This is a genomic window from Ammoniphilus resinae (genome assembly GCF_017873965.1).
GTDB classification, from domain to species: domain Bacteria; phylum Bacillota; class Bacilli; order Aneurinibacillales; family RAOX-1; genus Ammoniphilus_A; species Ammoniphilus_A resinae.
Map to the genome: position 1 here is coordinate 17,085 of NZ_JAGGKT010000009.1, position 25,537 is coordinate 42,621.

The 25,537-nt window shown below is 43.4% G+C and carries 23 protein-coding genes; 14 read left to right on the forward strand and 9 right to left on the reverse strand.

Annotated features, from left to right (window positions below; all coding sequences use genetic code 11):
* Window positions 1-152 precede the first annotated feature (152 nt).
* Both J2Z37_RS14515 and J2Z37_RS14520 read left to right on the forward strand, forming a co-directional pair.
* Window positions 153-401, forward strand: a complete 249-nt coding sequence (locus tag J2Z37_RS14515) for a hypothetical protein (RefSeq protein ID WP_209811008.1) — start codon at window positions 153-155, stop codon at window positions 399-401.
* Window positions 402-431: 30 nt separating this feature from the next.
* The gene (locus tag J2Z37_RS14520) at window positions 432-1,148 is read left to right on the forward strand and encodes a glycerophosphodiester phosphodiesterase (protein WP_342453835.1); all 717 of its coding nucleotides are present in this window, start codon (window positions 432-434) and stop codon (window positions 1,146-1,148) included.
* Between the two features lie 265 nt (window positions 1,149-1,413).
* Here J2Z37_RS14520 and J2Z37_RS14525 read toward each other — a convergent pair whose 3' ends face one another.
* The gene (locus J2Z37_RS14525) at window positions 1,414-2,469 is read right to left on the reverse strand and encodes a YheC/YheD family endospore coat-associated protein (protein WP_209811010.1); all 1,056 of its coding nucleotides are present in this window, start codon (window positions 2,467-2,469) and stop codon (window positions 1,414-1,416) included.
* A gap of 188 nt (window positions 2,470-2,657) precedes the next feature.
* Between J2Z37_RS14525 and J2Z37_RS14530 the strand changes: the two genes are divergently transcribed.
* The gene (locus J2Z37_RS14530) at window positions 2,658-3,668 is read left to right on the forward strand and encodes a glycosyltransferase family 4 protein (protein WP_209811011.1); all 1,011 of its coding nucleotides are present in this window, start codon (window positions 2,658-2,660) and stop codon (window positions 3,666-3,668) included.
* Between the two features lie 24 nt (window positions 3,669-3,692).
* Here J2Z37_RS14530 and J2Z37_RS14535 read toward each other — a convergent pair whose 3' ends face one another.
* From J2Z37_RS14535 to J2Z37_RS14545, 3 genes are all read right to left on the reverse strand, one after another.
* Entirely contained in the window at window positions 3,693-4,457 is a 765-nt protein-coding gene (locus J2Z37_RS14535) for a GT-D fold domain-containing protein (RefSeq protein ID WP_209811012.1), read from the reverse strand.
* Complete coding sequence (locus J2Z37_RS14540) at window positions 4,450-5,598, reverse strand: glycosyltransferase family 4 protein (RefSeq protein ID WP_209811013.1); 1,149 nt, start codon at window positions 5,596-5,598, stop codon at window positions 4,450-4,452. The genes J2Z37_RS14535 and J2Z37_RS14540 overlap by 8 nt, the downstream gene beginning before the upstream one ends.
* A gap of 69 nt (window positions 5,599-5,667) precedes the next feature.
* Window positions 5,668-6,777, reverse strand: coding sequence for a glycosyltransferase (locus J2Z37_RS14545; protein WP_209811014.1), 1,110 nt, complete (start codon window positions 6,775-6,777; stop codon window positions 5,668-5,670).
* A gap of 162 nt (window positions 6,778-6,939) precedes the next feature.
* Between J2Z37_RS14545 and J2Z37_RS14550 the strand changes: the two genes are divergently transcribed.
* Complete coding sequence (locus J2Z37_RS14550) at window positions 6,940-8,040, forward strand: glycosyltransferase (protein ID WP_209811015.1); 1,101 nt, start codon at window positions 6,940-6,942, stop codon at window positions 8,038-8,040.
* Between the two features lie 267 nt (window positions 8,041-8,307).
* Here the strand turns inward: J2Z37_RS14550 and J2Z37_RS14555 are convergent, their stop codons facing one another.
* The gene (locus J2Z37_RS14555; RefSeq protein WP_209811016.1) at window positions 8,308-9,228 is read right to left on the reverse strand and encodes a transposase; all 921 of its coding nucleotides are present in this window, start codon (window positions 9,226-9,228) and stop codon (window positions 8,308-8,310) included.
* Window positions 9,229-9,661: 433 nt separating this feature from the next.
* Here J2Z37_RS14555 and J2Z37_RS14560 point away from each other — a divergent pair, with 433 nt between their 5' ends.
* The 6 genes from J2Z37_RS14560 to J2Z37_RS14585 all read left to right on the forward strand — a co-directional run bounded on the left by J2Z37_RS14560 (window position 9,662) and on the right by J2Z37_RS14585 (window position 16,566).
* On the forward strand, window positions 9,662-11,704 hold the full coding sequence (locus J2Z37_RS14560; protein WP_209811017.1) for a sensor domain-containing protein: 2,043 nt from the start codon (window positions 9,662-9,664) through the stop codon (window positions 11,702-11,704).
* A gap of 130 nt (window positions 11,705-11,834) precedes the next feature.
* Window positions 11,835-12,947 carry a glycosyltransferase family 4 protein gene (locus tag J2Z37_RS14565; RefSeq protein ID WP_209811018.1) on the forward strand — a complete coding sequence of 371 codons (1,113 nt, stop codon included), beginning with the start codon at window positions 11,835-11,837 and terminating at the stop codon, window positions 12,945-12,947.
* A 255-nt stretch (window positions 12,948-13,202) separates the two neighbouring features.
* The gene (locus J2Z37_RS14570) at window positions 13,203-14,063 is read left to right on the forward strand and encodes a transporter substrate-binding domain-containing protein (RefSeq protein ID WP_209811019.1); all 861 of its coding nucleotides are present in this window, start codon (window positions 13,203-13,205) and stop codon (window positions 14,061-14,063) included.
* A 64-nt stretch (window positions 14,064-14,127) separates the two neighbouring features.
* On the forward strand, window positions 14,128-14,895 hold the full coding sequence (locus tag J2Z37_RS14575; RefSeq protein WP_209811020.1) for an amino acid ABC transporter permease: 768 nt from the start codon (window positions 14,128-14,130) through the stop codon (window positions 14,893-14,895).
* 11 nt (window positions 14,896-14,906) lie between these two features.
* Window positions 14,907-15,641 carry an amino acid ABC transporter ATP-binding protein gene (locus J2Z37_RS14580; RefSeq protein ID WP_209811021.1) on the forward strand — a complete coding sequence of 245 codons (735 nt, stop codon included), beginning with the start codon at window positions 14,907-14,909 and terminating at the stop codon, window positions 15,639-15,641.
* A 73-nt stretch (window positions 15,642-15,714) separates the two neighbouring features.
* Window positions 15,715-16,566 carry a metallophosphoesterase gene (locus J2Z37_RS14585; protein WP_209811022.1) on the forward strand — a complete coding sequence of 284 codons (852 nt, stop codon included), beginning with the start codon at window positions 15,715-15,717 and terminating at the stop codon, window positions 16,564-16,566.
* A gap of 145 nt (window positions 16,567-16,711) precedes the next feature.
* Here J2Z37_RS14585 and J2Z37_RS14590 read toward each other — a convergent pair whose 3' ends face one another.
* A complete protein-coding gene (locus J2Z37_RS14590; protein WP_209811023.1) occupies window positions 16,712-16,912 on the reverse strand; it encodes a cold-shock protein in 201 nt (66 codons plus the stop codon).
* 449 nt (window positions 16,913-17,361) lie between these two features.
* Between J2Z37_RS14590 and J2Z37_RS14595 the strand changes: the two genes are divergently transcribed.
* Complete coding sequence (locus J2Z37_RS14595) at window positions 17,362-17,862, forward strand: DoxX family membrane protein (protein ID WP_209811024.1); 501 nt, start codon at window positions 17,362-17,364, stop codon at window positions 17,860-17,862.
* A gap of 171 nt (window positions 17,863-18,033) precedes the next feature.
* Here the strand turns inward: J2Z37_RS14595 and J2Z37_RS14600 are convergent, their stop codons facing one another.
* From J2Z37_RS14600 to J2Z37_RS14610, 3 genes are read right to left on the reverse strand one after another with little or no spacing between them, the layout of a single operon-like run.
* On the reverse strand, window positions 18,034-18,744 hold the full coding sequence (locus J2Z37_RS14600; RefSeq protein ID WP_209811025.1) for a LutC/YkgG family protein: 711 nt from the start codon (window positions 18,742-18,744) through the stop codon (window positions 18,034-18,036).
* Complete coding sequence (locus J2Z37_RS14605; protein ID WP_209811026.1) at window positions 18,744-20,168, reverse strand: LutB/LldF family L-lactate oxidation iron-sulfur protein; 1,425 nt, start codon at window positions 20,166-20,168, stop codon at window positions 18,744-18,746. The genes J2Z37_RS14600 and J2Z37_RS14605 overlap by 1 nt, the downstream gene beginning before the upstream one ends.
* Window positions 20,169-20,180: 12 nt before the next feature.
* Window positions 20,181-20,897, reverse strand: a complete 717-nt coding sequence (locus J2Z37_RS14610; RefSeq protein ID WP_209811027.1) for a (Fe-S)-binding protein — start codon at window positions 20,895-20,897, stop codon at window positions 20,181-20,183.
* Window positions 20,898-21,177: 280 nt separating this feature from the next.
* On the opposite strand from J2Z37_RS14610, the gene J2Z37_RS14615 reads away from it, so the two are divergent.
* From J2Z37_RS14615 to J2Z37_RS14625, 3 genes are all read left to right on the forward strand, one after another.
* The gene (locus tag J2Z37_RS14615; protein ID WP_209811028.1) at window positions 21,178-23,355 is read left to right on the forward strand and encodes a sensor histidine kinase; all 2,178 of its coding nucleotides are present in this window, start codon (window positions 21,178-21,180) and stop codon (window positions 23,353-23,355) included.
* Window positions 23,336-23,983 (forward strand): response regulator transcription factor, encoded by a 648-nt coding sequence (locus J2Z37_RS14620; RefSeq protein ID WP_209811188.1) that lies wholly within the window; start codon window positions 23,336-23,338, stop codon window positions 23,981-23,983. Before J2Z37_RS14615 ends, J2Z37_RS14620 begins: the two co-directional genes overlap by 20 nt.
* Window positions 23,984-24,144: 161 nt before the next feature.
* Window positions 24,145-25,518 (forward strand): DJ-1/PfpI family protein, encoded by a 1,374-nt coding sequence (locus J2Z37_RS14625; RefSeq protein WP_209811029.1) that lies wholly within the window; start codon window positions 24,145-24,147, stop codon window positions 25,516-25,518.
* Window positions 25,519-25,537: the final 19 nt, after the last annotated feature.

Here is a 25,537-nt window from a genome sequence, read left to right on the forward strand (position 1 = left end):
AGATTATTAAGGTGGGGGTGCCACCTTGTATATATATTGTTAAAAAATATGGCCAATCTTATCCCTGGTATAATGAGGAAATAGGTCACCATATGACTGAATCGTGTGTAAAATAGCTTTGGGCTTATGACATACTAAAAGGAGAGATCCTTTTGAAAAGCTATTTGAGTAAAGAGGATATCGGTTATTCAGGATGTGTTCTCAGCGTCTTGATCTTTATCTATCTGCTTTGTTATGTGAAATTGGAACCCGTGCTATACACAGGCTTCTTATATCTGTTGGATATCAGTGTAGGTCTGTTTTTTGCAGGCTTTAGTGCTGCAGGACTAAAAGGAGGATTGTTGTTTTTTACCCCTTTCTTTGGGGCGATTCTGCTATTATTTTACTTATCCGCATTTTGAAAGCGAGATGAAAAAGGTATGAACATATGTATGGCACATCGGGGCTGGTCTGGAAAAGCACCTGAAAATACGCTAGCAGCAATCCGTTTAGCCCTAAGCCATCCGGGGATCCAAGCCATAGAAATGGATGTCCAACTGACAAAGGACGGAGTCCCCGTCCTCTTTCATGATTTTTATCTTGACCGCACAACGAATGGAACAGGGAGATTAGTGGACCAGGATTATGACAAGCTGCTCCGTTTAGATGCGGGCAGTTGGTTTGATTCATCATTCGTTAACGAAAAAATTCCTACATTGGAATCCGTATTTCAGCTTGTAGGGGATCGGCGAATGATGAATGTAGAACTTAAAAGAGGATCTGCTGGTCAACCGGGATTGGAGAAAAGGGTAGTTCAGCTGATACACCAGTATGGGTTGGAATCCTCCGTTTTTGTTACTTCTTTTCATCACCAATTGATTAAAAACGTGCGATCCTTCTCAGACGACATTCGCACCGGACTCATTGTAGAGGGGAGACCCCTGTTGATTCACGAACAATTAAAAGAAGCCGGTGCCTCCATTTTATCCATGTCCTATGCTTATTTAACGAAGGATTTTGTTTCCGATATGATTGATAGTGGCGTGTCCATGGTTGCTTGGACAGTGGATCGGCCCTCGGAAATCGAACGAGTGATGGTGCTTCATCCGGAGCTGCAGATCGCCACGAATCATCCGGATCGGATGATTACCTTGCTTGGTAAGAATTAGAGGCTTTGTGGTTCGCTTGACACTGTGATCGGACAGAGGGGACCTTATATTGGTAAAATTCCGTTTTTCTAGGGGTGAGGGGGACCCCAAAGACCTTATTTTCTTAAAACCTTTGGATAATTGATACTTATCAGCTAAATAGAGGCTTTTGGGTCCGCATACCCCATAAAATTCGGTATTTGGTAGGAATTAGCGGCTCTGAGGTCCGCTTAAATTTGTGATCGGACAGAGGTGACCCTATTTAGTTAAAGATTCCAGTATCCCTCTACCTCCCCTTTTTTAACAAATACTTCCCATACTTAATGGGGTTCTCATATGTCTTGAACCACCTTTTAGGAAGACCGCCATCGCGGAAGCTGTAGCGCAAGTCTCTTCCGTTCATCTCGATAAAATAGGGTTTTCCTCCCTGGTCCAATCCGATATCAAAGCCTACGTCGGCAAGTCGATTCAGCTTTTTTCCCAAATGCTTGGCCACACGAAGGGAAAAGTCCTCGATGATCTCCGTTGTTTTTTTCACGTCCCAGCCACAGTGAGCAAACAACACATCACACGTTTTTACCTTTCCACCTCTTGCTACATTCGTGACGTGTTTTCCTTTTCCTGCCACTTTCCCGACCATGCCCGTTACCTGCCATTTTCCATTGCTGCTTTTTTGTACGGATACACGAATATCATAAGGCCGACCTTTATACTTGGCCAAAGGAATAGCTTCTTGGACCAGGAAAGAGCGCTGGCCCACCTTTCCCCGAAGGTATCGATAAACCTTGTTTGAAGGCTTAAATCTTGTTTTTCCAGAGGTCTGGATTTTCCACTCCCCTTTGCCAACCTGCTCTAGTTTAAAAATGCCTTTTCCAATGCTGCCGCTTGAAGGTTTGACATAGAGTTCCTTAAACTGTTCCATCATACGCCGAAGGGAATCTTTTGCAAAACGCTTGGTTTTTGGCAAGTGGGGCTCTAGATTGCCCTTTTTTGATAACAGTTTATGGATCTTAAGTTTGGTATAACGGGTATGGGCGTTATACACAATACTCTGTTTGGACAATTGACCCAACTTGTTTCTCAATCCTCTAGTAAAAGGCATGGATCGATTGTGAATAACGGGGGGAATGGACCGAGTGACCAATCGGTAGGATCCGTTACGATAGAGATAGCCTTTGATTTTTCGTTTCGCGGGGAAAAGCTGTTGAAGGGAAAAGTAAAAGGGCGTAAGACGATGTTTTTGTGCTGCTTTATTATAGAATTGAATTTTTTCGTGACCGGTTCGTCTGGAAGGGATTCCTTTCCACGTTCGATGATCCAATAGAATACCGATTTTCTTCATGTGCCTAACACATCCCATCACCTAGATTTATCCTATCTATTAGGGGGTCTGCCCCCTGACTACAGCCCTTTTTTCATTGTATGAACCTAAAGCCAAAAGAGATACGAGGCCTTAACGGAAAAGGCGAATGTACCCTTCTTGTTAGTGGTTTCATAAAATAGAGCGATGAGGTTGAGGAGGGGGCATTCTTGAAAATTGTTCAGATCTCCACCAATACGGTCCCAGTCCCGCCGATTGATTATGGTGGTAAACAGCGGGATATTTACTATTTAACAGAGGATTTGATTCGCCGGGGACATGAGGTGATTCTTTATGCGATGAAGGGCTCTAGAAGCAGTGCACAAACCTTTGAATATCCTAGTGATGATCCGAAGCAACAACTGGATTTTATAATTAAAACGATGCCTGAGGATGTTGATATCATCCACGATCATTATGGCATTGTGGCGGAAGCAAATCCGCCGATCCCAACGATTCGAAATGCCCACGGGTATCAAAAGGTCATCGGACAAATTTGTGTTTATGTAAGCAAAACAATGCTCAAAACCATTGGCGGTAATAAAGGGTATTTTGTACACAACGGGATTGGTTTGAGGGATTATTCTTTTTCAAAAGCAAAGGAGGACTATCTGTTATTCCTTGGAAGAATGGAAGAGAACAAAGGGGTCCACTTGGCGATTAAGGTTGCGAAAAAAACTGGACGAAAACTGATCATTGCCGGGCCTATTCGTAAAAAAAGGGAATCTAAATATTTTCAGGATAAAGTTGCACCCAAGCTAAACGATCAGATTGTCTATATAGGAAGTGTAGGTGGTGAGAGGAAGCAGCAGCTTTTATCAAAAGCCTATTGTGTTTTGTTTCCTTCAATGTGGAATGAGCCATTTGGACTGGTGCCCATTGAGGCTCTTGCCTGTGGGACACCGGTGCTGACTTTAAAATATGGGGCTGTTCCGGAGGTTCTTAAAGGGTTGCCTAAGCTCCTCTGCCAAAATACACAAGAAATGGTTACGAAAATCAAAACAAAAAAGAAACTTTACAGCCCTGAAGAATGCCGGGAATATGTAGAGAAGTATTTTACCGATCAAGTGATGACCGATCAATTTTTGCAGCTTTACGATAAAATTTTACGGGAAAAAGAGTACAGGGTGATTCAGAATTCGGAGTGGAATAAGCGTAAGAAAGCTCTGAAAAAGGAATAAAAACTCCGACTGGGGAACGGAGTTTTATCTTTTCTTGCGCCTTTTTCTTTCAGGCAGCCAAGGAGTCACCCTGCTATTTTTTTTCAGAATCAGCATTGGCGTTTTACCAAAGTCAATGGCTACCCGGTTTTGGGTGTGTGCCAGCTTATCAACCAAAACTAATGCATTGACCCCAGCTGAAACCAATACCAAATCTGCCTTGAGAGGTTTAACCTTTTTTAGTACAGGCTTAATTTGGTGATAATTGTTAAATTTAATCGGGGTAATAGAAATGTTGAATTTGGGATAGTTCTTTTTGATAAATTTTTTGAATGGGTGAGCCCATTTCGAAATCAAAATGACCTTTTTTCCTTTTAACATCATCCAGAAATCCTTTTTTTCAGGTAGATGGCGATTGACGAAGGTATGGCAAACCGCATTTGGAAATAACTGATATTTTAAAAAACATTGCTCTGTTAACGGGCGAAGATATTGTTGGCTGTTGAGAATTTCCTGATCATTCTCTCGCGGGATTCCTACAATGGTTGCCCTGCGAATGGCGCGAATCATTTTATCGCGAAGGCGCAAGTTGGGAAGTCGAACTCCTTTTTGATTGGATCTTCTTGAGTTTTTCGCCCATTTCGTTTCCATTACAGTTTGAATCGGCCAAACGGCTTCTTGTGCGAGACAAATATTTTCACCATCACCTATCCGAATGAGGGAGAAAGGCTTTTTCTCTTGAATGTGTGTTTTTATGATTGCAAGCACTTCTTCCTCGGATAGGAAGGGTCTATTCCATAGCTCAGACACGATGATTCATTACCTCCTCATAAATTCCTAGAAGATCGTGAGCCACTCGGTGAAAGTGATAATACCTCTCTGCCAGTATGCGGCCGTTGTCCCCTAATTTGCGGGACTGTCGAGGATTGGAAAAAAGATGATTAATTAAAAAAGCGAGTGCAGTTGAATTTTCATAATCACGAAGGATTAAGCCGTTGATTCCCTGTCGAATCACCTCCGTATTTCCTCCACGCTGTGTGGTAATAATCGGCAGTGATGAGGCCATCGCTTCATAATGGACGCGCGCCAACGGTTCTTTCCATTGGGAAGCACAAACGAACAAATCTGAAGCAGCATAATACAGGGGCATTTCTTCAATCGGTACATAGGAAGTAAAGAGAATATGACTTTTTATCGCTTTTGATTTTCTGTGAAGGCGCTTGATATAGGATGTTTCTTCTTCACTTGCATACCATTTGCTACCCACAACGAGTAGATAAGTATCTTTATGCTTTTTTAAAACCTTTCGCAGACTGTCAATGACCACGTGGCAGCCCTTGTTAGCCACGAGTCGTCCGGCAAATAAAATAACCTTTGCCTTTTTGGGAATCCCCCATCTTTTTCGAACCGTCTTTCTCTGCTCCTTGTAGAGTGGATCATCTCTCCGGGGATAATCTCTGATATCAACGCCTGAATACAAAGGGCGAATCAAATGATTGGGGAAGGAATACCGGCTTAGGAGATGAGTCTTCAAAAACTGGCTGACTGTGGTAATATAATCGACATGTTTTAAGCAATCATGGGCTTGTTGGTCAGAGAACCATTCCCTACCAAAAATGATGTTATGCAAACTAAGCAGAACTTTGCTTCGTGGTGAAGCTTTTTTTATAGATGAAATCTGTTGTGGACGATTAAAGATATGAAGGATATCGAAGAAGGTATTTTGTAATAAATGAAGGACGTCTTGCCAGAACGTTTCTTGATTAAAGCGAATATATTGGACGTTTTCCTGCCTTTCGATTTCTGGAAGCTGAGGATCGGAAATTGAAATTACGGTAACATCGTGTTTAGTAGCGAGAAGGGGTACTACCTTGGCAATATAGAGTTGGATAGCCCCCCCTTTAATCGGTGGACACGGACCGCGGTCAGAACAGATTAAGGCAATGTTCATGATGATTTGACTCCTCTATCTGAATCATGGAAATGAATCTATGAGTCTGTTATACAAACAGTGAGGTCATTATCCCTTTCTTTTTTTATATAAACCATGACTTTTCTTGTAAAAGTTATGAATGGTTTGTTGGTAAAGGTTTTCCAATAATTGAACTTGATTTTTGCTGTTAAAATCCTCTTGTACTTTCTGGTGGGCGTTGAAGCCGATAATGCCCCACAGCTCTGGGTGGGTAATCAGCTCCGTGATCTGCCATGCCAAAGCGTCGGAATTCTTCTCAGGCACCAGAAAACCATTCACCCCATGCGTGATCAGCTCAGGTATTCCAGAATGAAAGGTAGAGACTACGGGCAATCCACAGCACATGGCTTCTTTTAATACGTTGGGTATGCCTTCTTGATCCCCATTTTGCCCGGTTACGCTTGGTAAACAAAAGAGATGTGCTTTTTTCATTTGCTTAACCACTTCTTTATGAGGAAGATCGCCAAGTAAATGAACGTGCTTATGCAGATCAAGCTGCCAAATTAGTTCTTTCAGCTGCGAGCGAAGGTGACCTTCTCCGACCATGTATAATTCAGCTGTTGGAAAATTTTCATGGACTTGGGCAAATGCCCGGATGAGAAATTCCGCTCCTTTTTTTTCAACAAGCCTGCCAACAAACAATATCCTGATTGCCTCATCTACAGGGGGGATTCGTTCTTGATAAGGAAATATGGATACATTGATTCCACTGTGGAGGATATGAACTTTTCGTTCCGGACAACCGTGCTTAATCAAGATTTGTTTCATTTGATCGTTGGTTACTGTGAAGGCTTCTCCGAATCGAAAGAGCTGATGTAAATTTTTATACCTGAAGTGATTCCTCTTGTTATCAGGACTATCATGGCCGTGAAAAGAAGTGATCATTGGCAAACGTGCCTTTATTTTCAAGGGCAAAAGATCAATTCCGCCCATTCCAAATCGGGCGTGGATGAGGCGAATTTTTTTTCTCCGAAAAAGCTGAAGGAGCTGTCTATTTTTCTTCTCCACAAAAACCCGAGGAAAAGGAAATTGATGCTTATTCATCCGTACTCTTGTGAAAACATATGGTTTATACTTATTTAATTTAATTAACTCTTCATAGATAAAAGTTTCCGTGATCGGGAGAAATCTATGTCTAAACATTGCAATATTTTTCAAGTATTCCACCCCAGTCTAAAGCTTGGGACTTTATGGTATATGTATGCTGCTTCTTTGCCTATTGAATCCTCATATACCCATTAGCCTGCAAAATAGACGAATAACCTGTGGTCTCACTTGCCATGGTTCTTTCTCATACCATAGGTAAGGGGGGTGACAAAATTGATTCGGTATATCGTAGGTCGAAACCTGGGCCATCTCTGTCGAAGTGTAGCCAACGTTCAAAAATGGCAAGAAAAAAATAATAAGAAAGTACCTGTTGAAGTTCACGCTTTCAAACATGCCCATCAATGGTTGCGAAAAAATCTTCCTGAAACAAAAATTAAAGCCTTTAATAAGGAAGCATTTCAAAAGTACAGCAAGTTATTTCTTAAAGCCGATTTGATTATGCATGATTGGCGAAAAGAAGTGGCGATGTTAAAAAACGCCCGTGGAAAACAAGGGCCGATCATCGGTGGGGTTTATCATAGTGATTTATTTGTCAATGGAGATGATTCGGACTGGACCGCAAGATTTAAAGAGGAGGTTCACGAAATCTCAGAAAAAACGACGGATGTATTCTTTCATATGAATTTGACCCAACCGGAGCGGATCCCCAAACTATCAACCTTTTATCTTCCAATTCCGATTATTTCTCGTGAATTAACTCTTTCTCCTCGCAAAGTAAAAGAAATGCTGGGCATGGCTGTTGATGAGCCTTTTGTTCTTATTCACATGGGAGGAGGAATGGGACCCTTTCGCTATAAATATATGGAAGAATGGTTTGAGAAAATCAAAGAGTTAAAAACGAACTATAAAATTGTTGTCGCCAGTCAATTCGGGGAGGTAATAGGGAAATTTCCCAAGCAGATTATTCAAGCCCCTCTGTTTGGTAACGGAAGTGACTTGATTTATGCGGCAGACCTTGTGATTAGTAAACCAGGGATGGGCATCATGATTGATTGTATTGCCACGGGGACCCCTTTACTTGCCCTTCCAGCGGATACGAAAGAAAGACAGGTGAAAAACATGATGCTCCGCGATTTGATTGGCAGTGATCTTTGTCTTGTTCCGCACCAGGCCACGGCGAAAGAGCTTTCCCGACAAATTGATTGGGTTGCGGCATTATCATCACAGATCCAAGCAATTTTCCAGCAAATTCCTAAGAATGGGGCTGAAGTTGTTGCAGAATGTATGAAGCTGCTCTCCAGGCATCGGTTGAAGGAATTGCCAGACCTTTACCCCCGACTTCAGACCCTGACCCCTTTTTCGGTGAATGAATAAGAGGAGGAACGATATACCATGTCGTTCCTTCTGGCCACTATCCCATTGGGACAGGGAAAATCATTGTTGCAAAGTTCCCCTCTTTTGATATTAGACGTATTTTGAGAGTTGGAGGTTGTTAGTTTATTTCTGTTCCTTATGCCCGCTATTCCATTCTCTCAGGTTGATCCCATTCCAGATCCCTCTGTTATTTAGAGTTTCCGAGGGCAGTATATTTAGTAAGAAACCAAAAAAGGAGACGATTCAAAAGCCTTCCTTGGTCCCCATTTATAAAGGATAGAATGAATTAGCCACCTGTCCTCGGCTAGACCTTTTATTTTTTCTTTTTCTCCTTGTCACCTGCCAGTAGTCCGCCTTCTTTGTTGTGGCACATAGCTGAATAAGACTCTGGAAAAGGGGAGCTTGATCCAGTGCCTGATTGACCCGATAGCAAAACTCGTCCAAATAAGCTTGTAAATGGCGAACGCCGATCCCATGAAAGGTTTCGTTCAACCACTGGGAAGCCTTTTTGAAATAAGGATATCCTATCTTCAGTCTGCGGGGCTTGAGTCGCTGCGTGATATATTCCACTTCAGAATCCTCTGCCTCAATATACCTCTCCGCAAATGACTTTTTTTGTGGAGTCGAAATAAACTTCTCTCTCGGAGATTCCAAGAGAAGCTTCATTTTGATATAGGTAGGTTGTTTTTGTTCATTCAGAGATGTACCCACAAGGAGAAAATGCTCTTTGGAATGGGTCTGGTGGGTTATGTTGTAGGGGTGGCCGTAGCAGGCATCATGCACTTGGACCATGCCGGACAATAGATGGGTGGCATCGGACGTACTCATGGCCCGACGGATCTTCTGAAGGATTAACCAGGAGGTTTTGTAGGTGACTTGGATGATCTCTTTCAGTTGCACCGCATTGATCCCAGGAGAGGGACGAGAGGCCAAAAAGATGGCTGTAAACCATTTTTGCAAGGAGGTCGGGCTTCCTTCCATAACGGTTCCAACGGTTAAAGACGTTTGATGGCTGCACTGGGCACACTCGTAGAGGGGAAGCCGGCGGGTCGTGATCCGATAGAAATGCCGATGGCTGCATTTGGGGCAAACAAACCCATGAGGCCACTTCATTTGAAACAGATAGTCCGCGCAGATGTCCTCGGAGTGAAAACGGTCCTTAAATTGATCGAGAGTGATCGTATCCATGAATAACTCCTCCTTTTGCGAACGTATATTCTGTTTATAGAATAACAAACAGGTGTTCCTGTGTAAAGAGGAAGTTTTCGACAAAGGTTTAAGAGACAGCCCCTGAAAGAGAGGGACAGTGGCCAAAAGAAAGCGTGAATAAGTATGTCGACAGTGAGATTTCAAGAACCAAGAGACACCAGAAAGCAACCCTGAGAGCAAGGGATAGTGATCAAAGAGCAGCAAAGAACATAAAGCCCCCCCTCAAGGGTGCCTGAATTCCCGCCTAGACTCCCTGAAAGAGAGGGATAGTTGTCAGAGGGATGAATCAACAGAGGGTACAGTCTCGTTAAAATTGACACTTAAATGACGATCGCGAAAACCTCTATATTCCAAGGTGAAATTTTAGTAGACTTAAAGAAAGTTTAACGGGAAAGTTAGGGGCATGATAATCGTGAATATACTGGATATTCCGCAAATCAGTCAAATATTCCAACATACAACCCAGGGGATTATGTTGACGGACGAACAAGGGACCATTTTATCTGTCAATCAGGCTGTAACGAGAGTTACAGGCTATCTCCCTGAGGAGATTATAGGAAAAAACCCGCGAATCCTGCAATCGGGTAGGCAAAGTCTTTCTTTTTACCAACAGATGTGGAAAGAAGTTGGTGAAAATGGCAGTTGGCAGGGTGAAGTTTGGAATAAACGTAAAACCGGAGAGGAATATCTGCAATGGTTAAACTTGATCTCTATCCGAAATGAGAATGAGCAGCCACTCCATTACATAGCAATCTTGTCGGATATGACAGAACAAAAAAAACAGGAAGAAAGTCTTCTGTTGGCTCATAAGGTAATTGAAAATACATTTGAAGGTGTCATGATTACAGATGGCCAAAAAAAGATTATCTCTGTCAATCCTGCCTTTATGAAGGTTACCGGCTACAGTGCGGAAGAGGCAATTGGCCAAAACCCGCGTTTTCTCCAATCAGGAAGACAAAATCTAGATTTTTATCGGAACATGTGGATAACTATTTATCAAAAAGGCGGATGGCAGGGGGAGATTTGGAACCGACGAAAAAACGGGGATATCTATCCAGAATGGCTAAGTATCAGTGCAGTGAAAAATGGGAGCGGTCAAGTCACAAATTATGTCGGCGTTTTCTCCGATATTAGTGAGCGAAAGCGGGCAGAGGAGCGTCTTGAGCAATTGGCTCATTATGATCTTCTGACAGGACTTCCCAATCGATTTTTATTTAATGAGAAACTAAAATCAGCCCTTTTTCACGCACGTCGCTATAAACATTATGTAGCCTTGCTTTTTATTGATCTCGACCGTTTCAAAACAGTAAACGATACACTTGGTCACGCGATTGGAGATCGCCTGCTGCGCCTGGCTGGAGAACGGCTAGTGGATTGTTTGCGCAGGGAAGATATCGTCAGTCGGTGGGGTGGGGATGAATTTACTGTTTTACTCGATAATATCCAAATGGTTGAGCATGTCGCAAGAATTGCCGCGAAGATTACACAAAGCATCTCTCGTCCGTTCCACATTGAAGGGCAGGAGATCCGGGTCACTCCAAGCATAGGGATCAGTGTCTATCCCAATGATGGAATTGAGATAGATGAGTTAATGAACCATGCGGACACCGCCATGTATCTTGCCAAAGAACGGGGAAATACCTATCAGTTTTACACCTCTGAGATTGGGGAGAGCAGCTCTAAGCTTGTAGAACTGGAAGTCCGCCTGAGAAAAGCGTTGGACCAGAACGAATTCCAATTGTATTACCAGCCTAAAGTATCGCTTGAATCCGGGACACTTGAAGGACTTGAAGCCCTCTTGCGTTGGAAACAGCCGGAGAATGGTTGGGTATCCCCAAGTGAATTCATCCCCTTGGCGGAAAAGACAGGCCTCATCCGCCCGATTGGGGAATGGGTTCTACGAACCGTTTGCAGACATTGCAAACTATGGAAGCAACAAGGATTTCCACCGATTCGTGTGTCTATCAATCTGTCGATGAGCCAATTTCAGCAGGAAAACTGGGTGCAAACCATTTATCGAATTTTACAAGAAGAAGAAGTATCCCCTAAGTCCATTGAACTGGAACTGACCGAATCCACAATCATGCATGATCCGGAAAGCATCATATCCATGCTAAAGGAGCTAAAATCGGTGGGAATCCACCTCTCCATCGATGACTTTGGAACAGGCTATTCCTCCCTTAGCTATCTAAAGCGGTTACCGATTGATATTTTGAAAATCGATAAATCCTTTGTCCAGGATTTATCAGAGAACGCTGAGGATGCTATGATTATCAAAGCCATTATTTCCCTTGCCCACAGCCTGGATCTAAAAGTGGTTGCAGAAGGGGTTGAGCAGAAGGATCAGCTTCGCTTCCTGGAAAGTGAAGGCTGTGACATGGCACAAGGCTATTTATTCAGCAGACCGCTCGCTGCTGAGCAGATTCCAGCGATGTTTGCGGAATTTGGCTGGTAAGGGGGTGGGGATAGCGGACCGGACCATTATCCGCTCATTTCCCACTAGACAACAACCCGTTTCTTTCCTTCTTCCCGATGAATAAAATGATCTATCAAATGTCGCGGAATTGAGGAGGGTTTGCGAGGAATTGAAAATCTTGATGATAGCACCAGATGCTTTTCCTGTATCATCCAACACGGGTGGTTCCGTGGAAATTTCAATGTATCAAATTGGAAAGCGGGTTGCTGAAAACGATCATGTTACCATTGTAAGCCGAAAAGCGAAAGGACTTCCCTCTAAACAAAAAAATGGCCGGTTTACGATTATTCGCTTCACTCCGGGGCCAAACTACCTAAATAAGGTGATCAAAACAGCGAAGAGAAAGAATTGGGACATTATTCAGGTGGATAATCGACCGCGGTATATACCGCTCCTGCGTCAACATCTCCCCAACAGCCGGCTAGTCCTCAATCTCCACTCACTTACATTTATGAGCAGGCTTTCTAGGCAACAGCAAGAACAGGTTGTCCGTATGGCTACAGCTATTATTTGCAATAGTGGATTTATTCGTAACCAATATCAAAGGATGTTCCCTGGCTACTCCAAGAAGTTCCACAAGATTTACCTTGGAACTGACCTTTCAAGGTTTCATCCCCCTTCAAAACAGGAGAGAAGGAAGGAATTGGAGAGGTTTGGATTAAATAGTGCTTTTCATATCCTGAATGTTGGCAGGGTGATTCCCGGGAAAGGGGTTCATGTCTTAGTTAAGGCAGCTGGGATTGTACGAAAGAAATACCCAAATATTCGGCTGCTAGTCATTGGCCCCTTAAAAAAATCTGCTTATGCCGGAAATTTATTACGCCAAGCCCGCAAAGCGAAGCTTGACATGAAAATAATTGGACCACAGAAGCCGTCAATGATTCATCGAGTTTATTGGTTGGGAGAAATTTTCGTCTGCCCTACGCAAATGCCGGAGGCTTTTGGTTTAGTCAATGTGGAGGCGATGGCAAGTGGACTTCCTGTCATTGCTTCTGGGCGCGGGGGAGTAAAGGAGATCCTATCGGGATCGCGAGGGATCCTCGTGGAAAATTATCGAAGCGCCAAGGCATTTGCCAAGGCCATACAAAAACTAATCAAAAGCCCTAGAAAGGCAAAAAAGTTGGGGGTAAAGGGGAGAAATTTTGTTAAAGGAAGATTTAGTTGGAATAAATCGGCCTCCGAATATCGTGATTTTTACAAGAAAATAAGGAAGAAAAGGTAGAGGATCACAGAGGTTGATAGGTTTTCCAATCTTCTGACGGAAATTACAGGTAAATCCCTGATTGAAGTTGACACATAGATTAGGTTTATTGTAGGCTATAACATATAGTTCAATGGACCTTATCAATGTAGGGAATAGGGGCAAATCTGCATTTGCGACCTGAGTTCATCTCAGGTCTTTTTTGGGTAGTAAACCTATGATTCGTTCACAACCAGAAAAATAAGAGATAGATAAAAATCAAGGGGGAAATAAAGCATGAGAAAGAAAATGTCATTATTTATATCCTTGTCCCTTTCAGTTATGATGCTGTTGGCAGGTTGTGGGACAAGCACCAGTTCGGTAGATTCCAATACATCTTCAGAGGCACCTGCAGCATCTGATAATGGAACCTTTAAAGTGGGACTTGAAGCTGGGTATGCTCCGTTTAACTGGACGCAAATGGATGATTCGAACGGTGGAGTGAAAATCGACGGCAATGCAGAATATGCTGGTGGATACGATGTAGAAATTGCCAAGCGGATTGCCGACGGTTTAGGGAAAGAATTAGTGATCGTGAAGACGGAATGGGATGGACTTGCTCCAGCATTAATTTCCGGTAAAATTGATGCTATCATCGCCGGGATGTCTCCAACAGCTAAACGAAAAGAAACCATTGATTTTACGGATAACTACTATAAATCGGATCTAGTGATGGTTGTAAAAAAAGGAAGCAAATACGAATCAGCTAAATCAATCCAGGATTTCAAAGGAGCAAAAGTAACGGCTCAATTGAATACCTTTCACTATACGGTGATCGATCAAATTGATGGAGTTGTCAAAGAAACAGCCATGGACAACTTCCCAGCGATGAGGGTTGCCATTGAGTCCGGAGTAATTGATGGTTATGTTTCCGAACGTCCAGAAGGAGTTAGTGCTTCTGCAGCGAATCCAAACTTTGCCATGGTGGAATTTGAAGATGGATTTGAAACATCAGAAGATGATACCGCGATTGCTGTTGGGATTGCAAAAAATAGTGAGTTGACTGAAAAAATTAATGGAATTTTAGCAGGGATCTCAGAGGATGAGCGCTTGAGCATTATGGATGAGGCTATTAAAAATCAACCTGCAGCGAACTAAAGATGACAGGGGAACCGGCTGCATGTCCATGTAGTCGGTTTTATTTGTGTTAAGGAGGAAAAAGATGACCATTGAGTGGTTCGTGAGGATTGTTTCTGAATATTGGCCGATGTTCCTTCGCGGTGCAGGTGTAACACTCTTGATTTCCATCACGGGGACGATTATTGGTTCGCTCATCGGATTAGGAATAGGGGTGATCCGTACTGTTCCAATGCCGGAGCGTAGGGGAAAAAGAAGCTTACTTAAAGTAATTCATGTCATTTTATCTATTTATATTGAGTTTTTCCGCGGAACCCCAATGATTGTACAAGCAATGGTTATTTATTATGGTTCCGCTTTAGCTTTTGGAATTGATATGGACCGCATTTTTGCGGCAATCTTAATTGTTTCGATTAATACAGGAGCTTACATGTCTGAAATAGTGCGCGGGGGGATTGTTTCGATTGATAAGGGACAATTTGAAGCGGCACATGCGATTGGAATGAATCACGTGCAAACGATGTGGAATGTCGTTTTACCACAGGTTATTCGTAACATTCTACCGCCAACAGGAAATGAATTTGTCATTAATATCAAGGATACTTCCGTTCTGAATGTAATTTCTGTAACAGAACTATATTTTCAAACGAAATCCATCGCAGGGAACAACTATAGATATTTTGAGTCTTTCTTTGTCGCGTGTGTGATTTACTTTATTATGACCTTTACTGTGACAAGAATCCTTCGCTATATTGAGAGAAAACTAGAGGGACCAGACAATTACGTAATAGCTGGGAATCAAATGCAGGTCGATACGCCAGAGGACATCCAGCGCAGGAAAAACAGGAGCTAGGGGGAGGAACGATGGAGAAAGTCATTGATATTCAACATTTAAGAAAATCCTTTGGATCCCATGAAGTGCTGAAAGACATTAATTTTTCAGTAAATAAGGGGGAAGTCGTCTGTATCATTGGTTCCTCCGGATCTGGGAAATCGACCCTGCTTCGATGCGTCAATCTATTGGAAACACCAACCGGCGGGAAAATCATTTATAATGGAGAAAACATATTAGATGACAACCATGATATCTATTTGTACCGCAGAAAGTTGGGTATGGTGTTCCAACAATTTAATTTGTTCAACAATCACAATGTCCTAAACAATTGTGTTGTGGGACAGGTGAAGGTATTAAAACGCTCAAGGGAAGAAGCGGAAAAGGTCGCTATGAAATACCTGAAAGTTGTTGGGATGGACAGGTATGTGAACGCCAAACCTAAGCACTTATCAGGAGGACAAAAACAGCGTGTTGCGATTGCCAGAGCGCTAGCTATGGAACCGGATGTCATGTTGTTCGACGAACCAACATCTGCCCTCGATCCGGAAATGGTGGGAGAAGTATTGAAAGTTATGAAAGAACTGGCCGAATCAGGCCTTACCATGCTAATCGTCACCCACGAAATGGAATTCGCAAGAGAAGTATCTGACCGTGTTGTCTTTATGGACAAGGGTGTGATTGCGGAAGAGGGGCCTCCAGAGCAGATCTTCAATCACCCGAAAGAGGAACGAACAAGAGAATTCTTAAAGCGCACATTAAAATAGAAAAAAGACCGCCTTACTAGATAAGGGGGTCTTTTTTTCAAATCCTTAATAGTAGGAAAGGAGAACTTGTGAAATGAACCCACAGTCGTCGATAACGCGTCGAACCTTTTTAAAAGGAGCATTGGGCCTGGCAGCCCTTACGGCACTTCCTTTAGGCTATTCTTATATGGGGGAGCGATTTTGGTATGAAGTTAAAGAGATTTCCCTTACCTTTCCGCACCTTCCCCCTGCTTTTAGCGGACTTCGCCTGGTCCAATTTAGCGATGTGCATCTTGGCCATTATTTTGGCCAGCAAGAATTACTTGAAGTTGTAGAGAAGATCAACAACCTTAATCCGGACATGATTTGCTTCACCGGTGATCTAGTGGATCAAGACGGGAGTGAATTACAAGCCGCAATCCCCATTCTCACCGAACTCCAGGCACCATTAGGAAAGTGGGCAGTACTCGGAAACCACGACTACTATGGAGAAGAAGTAAATCAGGTTATTGAGACTTTAGAAAATGCAGGATTCCACGTGCTTAACAATACGAGCAATCAAATTACGAGGAATGACCAGTCCATTCGGGTTGCTGGCGTAGATGATAGTTTGAAAGGAAATCCGGATATCTCGAAGGCTATCAAGGGTACAACAAAAGAGGAGTTTGTTCTCTTACTGTCACACACCCCAGATTATGCAGACCAATGCAAAAATTACCCCGTTGCTTTACAACTCTCAGGACATAGCCATGGAGGGCAAATCCGCGTCCCTTTCTATGGTTCCCTTGTCACACCGCCTGGTGCGAAGAAATACATAGATGGTCTTATCCAAATCAAAGATTCAAATCTGTTGTTATACGTGAATAGAGGGATCGGCACGACCATTTTGCCTCTGCGATTTTCCTGCCGCCCAGAAATTACCTTATTTACACTGCATTCCATTTAAAATGGATGAAAAAAAAGCCGCAGAATAAATTACCTATTAAGGAAGGTTGTGAAATTATCCAATACCCATAATGATTGTTCATATGACAATAAAAAAGAAACACCAACGACTTTTACATTCGGTGGTGTTTCTTTTCATTTGATATTTATAGTTTCGTAACGTTAGCAGCTTGAGGGCCTCTTTGTCCTTGAACAACTTCAAACTCTACACGTTGGCCTTCATCTAAAGATTTAAAACCATCTGTAGCAATCGCGCTGAAATGAACAAAAACGTCATTTCCTTCTTCTGTTTCAATAAATCCAAAACCTTTTTCAGCATTAAACCATTTAACTGTTCCTTTTTGCATGTCAAAACCTCCAATTTTTGTTTTAAATATGTTTTTCTATTTACGGATAAATAAAAAATTCACATATTAAAAAGAGTAACCATCCACGAAGTGATAACCCTTTTTAACATGTGAATTCTAACATGGCATCTAAGATTAGCTTTTCGGCGCTTTTAATTATATAATACCACTTTCTTGTCTCGAAAAGCAATACATAAATCATAAAACAGAGACACTCTTATAAAGTGGGCCGGAAAAGTAAGCTGATTGGAGAAATATGGACGCGGTGTGAATAACGATTGTCGGAAAGTTGAACATTGCTGTGAACGAATTGTGAAAATGATCACAAAGTTTAATGAGTAGTTTATACTACAAGTGAAAGGAGATGATGACATGGTTTCCTCTCAAAAGCTCAAATTTATGAGAACTGGGCTACCAATATTATATGGATAATGAAAGGATGATGAGCGATGTTAGAACGATTAAGAGCAAACTGGACGATTCCGTTTTGGACAATTATTCGGGTTTGGTTAGGTTATGAGTGGGTGACAGCAGGCTTTGGAAAGATAACAGGTGGTTTTGATGCAACGGGCTTTTTAACAGGTGCCATTGAAAAGGCAACGGGCGATCATCCCGCAGTGGCCGGTTGGTATGCAGCTTTTTTAAAAGGGTTTGCGATGCCTAACGTGGAATTATTCAACGTACTGGTGCCGTATGGTGAACTTTTGGTAGGGCTTGGCTTACTGTTCGGTACCCTGACAACTATTGCTTTGTACGCGGGAGCATTTATGAACTTGAACTTTTTACTTGCTGGTACCGTGAGCACAAACCCAGTTTTATATACCATGGCCATTCTACTTCTTGTTGCTGGACCCGCTGCTTATGCTTGGGGTGTTGACCGATATATGGCTCCAAGGTTGAAACATTACTTGGCAGAAACATTTAATAGAGGGGAGCGGTTAAATCATTAAAGGATTAGAAGTTGTTAGGGGTCAGACCCTGGTCGGATTTTGTCGAACCAGAAAAGGTTAACGATCCTCCCTTTTTAAGCCATGATCTAAAGTTCGACAAAATTCGACTGGGGTCTGACCCCTTAGATATGAAAAGCCTTGTCTGCAACATTGCAAACAAGGCTTTTTGCTTTAAATCACAACATAAAAGGCTCTTAACGGGCCGTGGACTCCGACAACCAGATTCATCTCGATATCCGCGGAGTTGCTCGGGCCCGAAATAAAGTTAATACAAGAAGAAGGCGCTTCGCCACGTTCCACGCGCTGATTTAAATCATGGACCGCTTGTGTAATCCGGGGGACAAGTGTAGAGCGTGGGATGATCGCCAAATAGTTTGTCGGTAAAAAGTGTAGCGAACGTCCCTGACCTTCACGTGTTCCAACCACAATGGTTCCTGATTCAGCCAAGGTATAGTCACTAAAGACAATAGAGAAATTAGCCTGTTCTGCATGAGTAAGGTTTTGGTCTCTATTGTCGGATTCCCACTCATGCACTTCCACGCCAGTCGCTGGCCAATCCTTTTCCAACAGTTCAGTTAATCCGTATTCGGAAAAACGCGGATCCTTCGCTCTTAAGACAGGGCCTCCACCGTTTTCGGCGACGATTTGTTTCAGGGTTTCTGTCAAGCTTTCCTTGGTTGTTTCGATCACAGCGGTGTGAATGTTATTGCATTGATCCTTAAACACCTCAAAGAGCTGATCTTGTGAATAGTCCTTCATCACGTCCAAATTTACGGTATGCTTATATTTAGGGCGGGTAACACCGCTCAATTTTGGATCGCGCCCGAGCTTGGAAGCGAGGTTATTGATAAAGGAGTCACGATTTTGGATGGTGCCTTGCATTACTTGTCCCCCTCTTTCTTATGCTCTTTATACCAATCACGGAACCGTTCCTTGCTAGGGGCAGGGAATTCACGAATATCTGTCCAATTTTTCAAAGGTCCCACGCCATTAGACACACGATCCCCTGTTACAAATGGGCTCATTGCCGTAGGAGCAAGCTTGGATCCTAATCGATAAATGGCTGCAGATGCGGCACCCATCCCAAACATTTTCATTGCTAGTTTCTCGGCTAATGGGGCCCGTCCCTCTTTTTCCACAATGACCTGACGGTGTTTTAACAATAATTCGTGCAGCGGGATCTTGACCGGACAAGCATCTGTACAGGCTCCACACAAGCTAGATGCATAAGGGAGTTCTTTATAGTCATCATATCCCCCTAACAAAGGAGATAATACTGCTCCGATCGGTCCCGAGTAGATCGATCCGTAGGAGTGGCCGCCTACATGGCGATAAACGGGACAAACATTGACACAGGCAGCGCAACGGATACATTGCAATACTGAGCGGAACTCAGAACTCAAAATTTCAGAACGTCCATTATCAACAATGACCAGATGAAATTCCTCAGGACCGTCTCCGTCACCTTCAGCTACAGGTCCTGCTACGGTGATATAGCTCGTTAACTTTTGTCCAACGGCACTGCGGCACAATAAGCCGACCAGGATATCCAATTCTTCCATCGTAGGGACCAATCGTTCCATTCCCATGACGGCGATCTGAGTTTTTGGGATAGACATCGCAAGATCGGCGTTTCCTTCATTGGTTACTAAGCATAAAGACCCCGTATTAGCGACGGCAAAATTACAGCCGGTGACTCCAATGTCCGCGTTGAGGAACTTTTCACGCAGTATCTTCCGCACAAATTTAGTCATTTCATAGGGATCTTCCGACCGCTCATACCCAAGCTTTTCCTTAAAAACGTCGCGAATTTCCGTTTTATTTTTATGTAGGGCAGGCGCTACGATATGTGAGGGTGGATCATGATCATCAACTTGCAGAATGTACTCTCCAAGATCGCTTTCCACGACTTCACAACCGATGGCCTCCAACGTTTGGTTCATGTTGATTTCTTCGGTGACCATCGATTTTGATTTCACCACTTTTTTGGCCTGCTTTTTCTCGGCCACTTCTTTAATATACTGAGCTGCTTCTTCCTTCGTCTTGGCAAAGAAAACATGACCGCCCCGTTTTGCTACGTTGTCACTTAACTGTGTTAAATAAAAATCCAAGTTTTCTAACGTATGTTGACGAATTTGTTCCCCAAGGTCGCGCCACTGTTCCCAATCTCCCAATTGCTCAGCCGCTTCCAATCGCCTGGACTGAAGACGATCTTGTGCAGCGGCAACGTTTCCACGCATGACGGGGCTATGAATCCCGGTATCCACACGTTCCGCAAATTTTTCTTCACTAATTTTCATGGACATATAGATTCCCCCCTAACGTTTGTTTAAGACTTCTGCAATGTGAAGCACCTTTACCGGTTTGCCTAGACGTTCCATCCGCCCACCAATATTCATTAGACACCCGCAATCAGCACCGATCAGATACTGGGCTCCCGTTTCCATCACACTGTCCACTTTCTCATCGACCATCTGCTCGGAAATGGGTGTCATCTTCACCGAGAAGGTTCCACCGAAGCCACAACAGTTCTCCGCATGCGGAAGGGGTTTAAGATCCAATCCTTGGACATGGGATAAAAGGGTGAATGGGGCTTCTTTCACACCCAACAAGCGAGTCATATGACAGGATTTGTGATAGGTGGCGACACCCTCTAATTTTGCACCTACATCGTTTACTTTTAGAACATCGACAATGAACTGAGTTAGTTCATACGTTTTGTCGGCAAGCGCCTGAGCGCGATTCTTCCATTCCGGATCATTCTCAAAGACATGAGGATATTCTTTAAACATAAAGGCACAAGATCCAGAAGGGGCAACCACATATTCGGAACCTTCGAAAGCACGTATCATATTTTTAGCCGCTTCCTTCGCTTCAGTAACATAACCGCTGTTGTAGGCTGGCTGCCCGCAGCACACTTGAGATTCCGGAAAGTCCACCTCACATCCTAACCGCTCCAATAATTCAATCGTTGCTTTTCCCACATTCGTTTGGAACATATCGACCAAACAGGTGACAAACAGCGAAACTTTCATTTTTAAAGCCTCCCTTTAGTTACAATTATCCGACCCGAAAGTTTTAAAGCCAAACCTGTCCGACGGTTTGGCTGAAAGCGATCGTTCCATATTTGACAAGCCATCTTGTAATCTATTTTAATCATAAATTAATTATATATTACTTTTGTATCTTTGAACAATTCCTTAAACAAAATTGCGGGAGTCCCCCTATTTTTTGCGCGATTTACTTCGAAAGATTCCACTATAATGAGCTTAAGGAAAAGGGAAGGCTTTATTCGACGGAAGAAGGGGGAAAGGTATGGGTTTGGGTTCAGGTCATTTGCAAGAGGAAATCTACCGAATTATTGCTGAGAATACAACGGACATCATCGTATTGGTTGATAATCAGGGGAATGTTCGCTATGTTTCTCCCTCGCTAACATCTCTTACGGGTTTTGAAAGGGTCGAATATGAAGGAATGGATGCCTTTGAGATCATTCATCCGGATGACCAGGAACTTGTTCGGCTTGTTTTTGTGCGAACTTTGGAAACGAAGCTGCCACAGGACATCGAGTACCGGGTTCTCCATAGGATGGGTCATACCCTTTATGTGGAAGCAAGGGTGAAACCGGTGATAGATCAGCGAGGAGATGTCCAATATGTGGTTGCAGTCGTTCGAGATGTCACGGAACGGAAAAAGACGGAGCAGTTGCTGGAGAACATCCTCGAAAATGTGAATGCTGCTGTATGGTCCACGGATCAAGATTTTACGCGTTATACTTTTTGCTCAGATAGTATAGAGAGCATCTCCGGGATCTTACGAGAGGAGATCATGTCCAATCCCATCCGTCTGCATGATCATATACACCCCGATGATAACGCGGTTCTTATGGGGGAAGTGAAACAAAAACTGGATCAAGGATTGCCTGTTGAACAATTCTTTCGTTGGATTCACGTCGAAAACGAAACACGTTGGGGCAGACTGATTATTCATCCGTTGTTGGACCACACTGGGAGGATTGAGCGATTGGACGGCATCATTCTCGACATTACACAGAAAATGCGCGCCGAACTGGCTTTAGAGGAAAGTGAACAAAGGTATAAGTCATTATTTGAAAATAACCTGGATGGTGTCTTTTCAATTGAACTCAGTAAACTCTATTTTGTCCATGCTAACCAGGCTTTTGAGAGGATCGTAGGGGAGGAATTATCCCAGTTAACGGATCGTTGCTTTTTAGGCTTGATTTATGATGAGGATCACTCGTTGGTCTATCAAGCCCTACTTGAGGTCATGCAACAAGGGCAGCCGCGTGACCTTGAGTGCCGCTTGGCCCATACCAGGAAAGGGGTGCGAGTGGTGAGCATTACCTTTGTACCGATTTTCCTCTCGAGGAAGTTAAACGGGATACATGGAATTGTAAAGGATATTACTGAGCGAAAAGCAGGGGAGAAGGCATTAATCCAGAGCGAGGAGAGATACAAATTTCTTCAGCAAAGCTTGCATCGGTTTGCAAATGACTTAGCCAATGTGATGAAGGTGTCAGAGCTGGAGAATCGGCTTCTGGAGGAAGTAAGGACAGTGCTCCCAGTGTCACATGTGGCAATTGAGGAAGTTCCGAAGGACATGAGAGCTCCAGGTGAGACCTGGATCAAAATTGGAGAAAAGCAACAGCCGGTATATTTGCAGTTTGCGCTCGGACATCCTTTGCTCAAGATCGAGGAAGAGTGGCTTGATACGGCAGTTCATTATGTCAAGATTCTCTATGACAATCTGCAATTAATTGAAGACCTGATGAAGCGGCTCGAGGAAAGTTTGGCGAAGAATGAAACGCCCCGGTGGATGCTTCGACTTTTATTTCAGTTATCGGAAAAGGAACGTTCCTCCCTTTCTAGCGATTTACATGACACGGTGCTGCAGGATTTGATTATTTGGTACCGAAAGCTAGAGTCCCTGCGTTCTACTCGTGTTGTCCAGGAGGAAGTCGAGCAGGAGCTAAGAAAGATTGAGGAAGGTCTACTAGATGCGATCCATCAGATTCGGATTACATGCAACGAACTGCGGCCTCCGTTCCTTTTGAAAATGGGGCTGGTCGAATCACTGAAAAGTTTATTTGAATATACAAGAATGTTTGCCAATTATGAAATCCAGTTTATGGCCGAATCATTGGAAATCTCACTGCAGGAGGAACAAATCATTGGAATCTATCGAATCGTGCAGGAGTTGTTAAACAATGCGTCCAAACACTCCCAGGCCTCTAAGATTACGGTTTCATTGGAGAGTCGTGGCAATGAGGTTCATTTCATCTATTCTGACGATGGAGTGGGGATGGACCAATCTCTGCTTAAGGGTTCCTTCCAACATATGGGAATTGCCGGCATTGAAAAAAGAGTGTTGAGCTTGGAGGGAAAGGTGGAATTCCATACTGCCCCCGGACAAGGATTTCATGTTACTATACAATTTCCTAGAGGTGAAAAGGATGGAAATCTTATTAATTGATGATCATCGTTCCGTCGTTGAGGGAACAAAAATGCTGATCGAATCGGAACCCGACATGAACGTGACCATCGAAACCGACGTCTACTGCGTACCCGACCTGATGCGTTTGAAGAAATTTGATGTGATGCTATTGGATTTATATATGCCGAACATGAATGGTGCCGATTTGAGCAGAAAAATACTGGATTATGTTCCGGACGCGATCATCCTGATCTACTCTGGATTTGAAATTTCTCCCCATTTTAATTTACTCATGGAATCGGGGGTCTCCGGGTTCATTTCCAAAACCTCCACCCGCGAACAACTGATTGGGGCCATTCGCTGTGCCGCACGAAAAGAGGCGATCATCCCTATGTCGTTGTTGAAACAATTGCGGCGGCAAGAGATCGTCGTGCAAGGTGGGGCGGACTGTGACCAAACCACGATCACCCAGGAAGAAGTTAAGCTGCTGCGGGAGCTGGCAAAAGGGAGGAGCAACAAGGAAATCTCCAAAACGCTCATGATCAGCCAGCGTTCACTGGAATACAGTTTGACTGAACTTTTCCAGAAGCTGCATGTCAGTTCTCGCGTCGAACTGATTAAAAAAGCGAAAAGTCTAGGGATTCTCCCGGCGGAAGATCTCTACTAAGGGAGCCCAGTGGGGCTCTTTTTTTTGCCTTTTGCCCTTATGGCCCATTGCGTGACCAGCGCAATCTTTTGCGCTTCCCTCTTCAACCTTTGCGCGTTGAAAGGTCTCCTTCCACAGTAAGATGATCTTAAAGATGGATCAAACGAAGGAGATGAACGGTTATGTTAAAGCTGTTTATGAGGTTTTTGGTGTATGTAGTCACTTTTACTGTGTTGGTAGGCGGCGTGGGATTTTTAGGGTTTTTGGGTTCACAGAAAGATTTCTGGGTCTCGTTTCGCGAAGAGGCTCTGCCTTCTTTACAAGGGTTGGAGAAGCCAAAGCATGACCCAAGCAAACCAACGGTAGCAGTTCTACTTGGAAGTGCCATCACGGAAGGTTCCGATTTTACGATTCCCTATGAAATCTTTTCCCGTACAGGTGCTTATAATGTGTATGCTGTGGCCCCAGACACCAATGTAAAATCACTGTCTGGAGGGTTGGATGTTGTGCCGCATTACTCTTTTCAAGAAATGGATCAGCTGCTCGGCAAAAGCCCAGATATTATCGCAATCCCCTTTATGTCAGAGTATCAAGACAAGACATTTGAACCCGTAAAAAATTGGATTCTTAAACATCAAAATACCGATTTAGTCAGTATATGTGCAGGGGCAGATGTTTTGGCTTCTACTGGACTGTTGGATGGAAAGACAATGGCTTCTCACTGGCAGACGATTGATTTCCTCTCGAAAAAATATCCGGAGGTTGATTGGATCAGAGATCAGCGCTATGTCCAGCCTGCTCAAAACATTGTGTCCTCGGCCGGGATTTCATCTGGAATTGATGCTGTACTCTATGTTATCTCGCAAAAATTAGGGGAGCCGGCTGCAGCCAAGATTGCAAAGGAAATGAATTATCCGAGCTACCATTTTGTGGAAAATCCTGAGATGGATCCCTTCTTGGTCGACTGGCGCTATTCCACCTATGTTTTAAATAATGCTTATCAGTGGAACAAAGAAAAGGCCGGGGTGCTGTTGTATGATGGGGTAGAGGAAATGGCTTTGGCTTCAGTCTTTGATATTTACGGTGACACAGGAACAACAAAGATCTTTTCTATTTCACAATCAGGAGACCCCATTGTGACCAAACACGGACTAAATTTGGTCCCTAGATATTCGAGCGCAAAAACACCACAGTTGGATAAATTGATTGTCCCTGGTAGAGAGGCCCGGTCGCTCGCCGCAGACGATCTCAAAACCTGGAACGCAAAAACCAACACAAATGATATCCAGTTTGTTCACAGCGATTCTCCTGAACGATTCTACTTCGAGGTTCAACTCGAAGACCTAGCAAAACAAGAGGATCTTCAAACCGCCAAGCATGCGGTGAAACGACTCGAATATCGGGTAAACGATATAGACCTTCAAGGAAAACCATTTTCCTTTGATACCTATGGCAACCTATTAGCCACTGCTTTACTATCCTTAGTCATTGCGTTCTATATTGATAGGAAATTTATTATGAAGCGTAAATGTTGCTCACTTTCTCTTCGCAGATAGGATTAATTAATAATTGTCT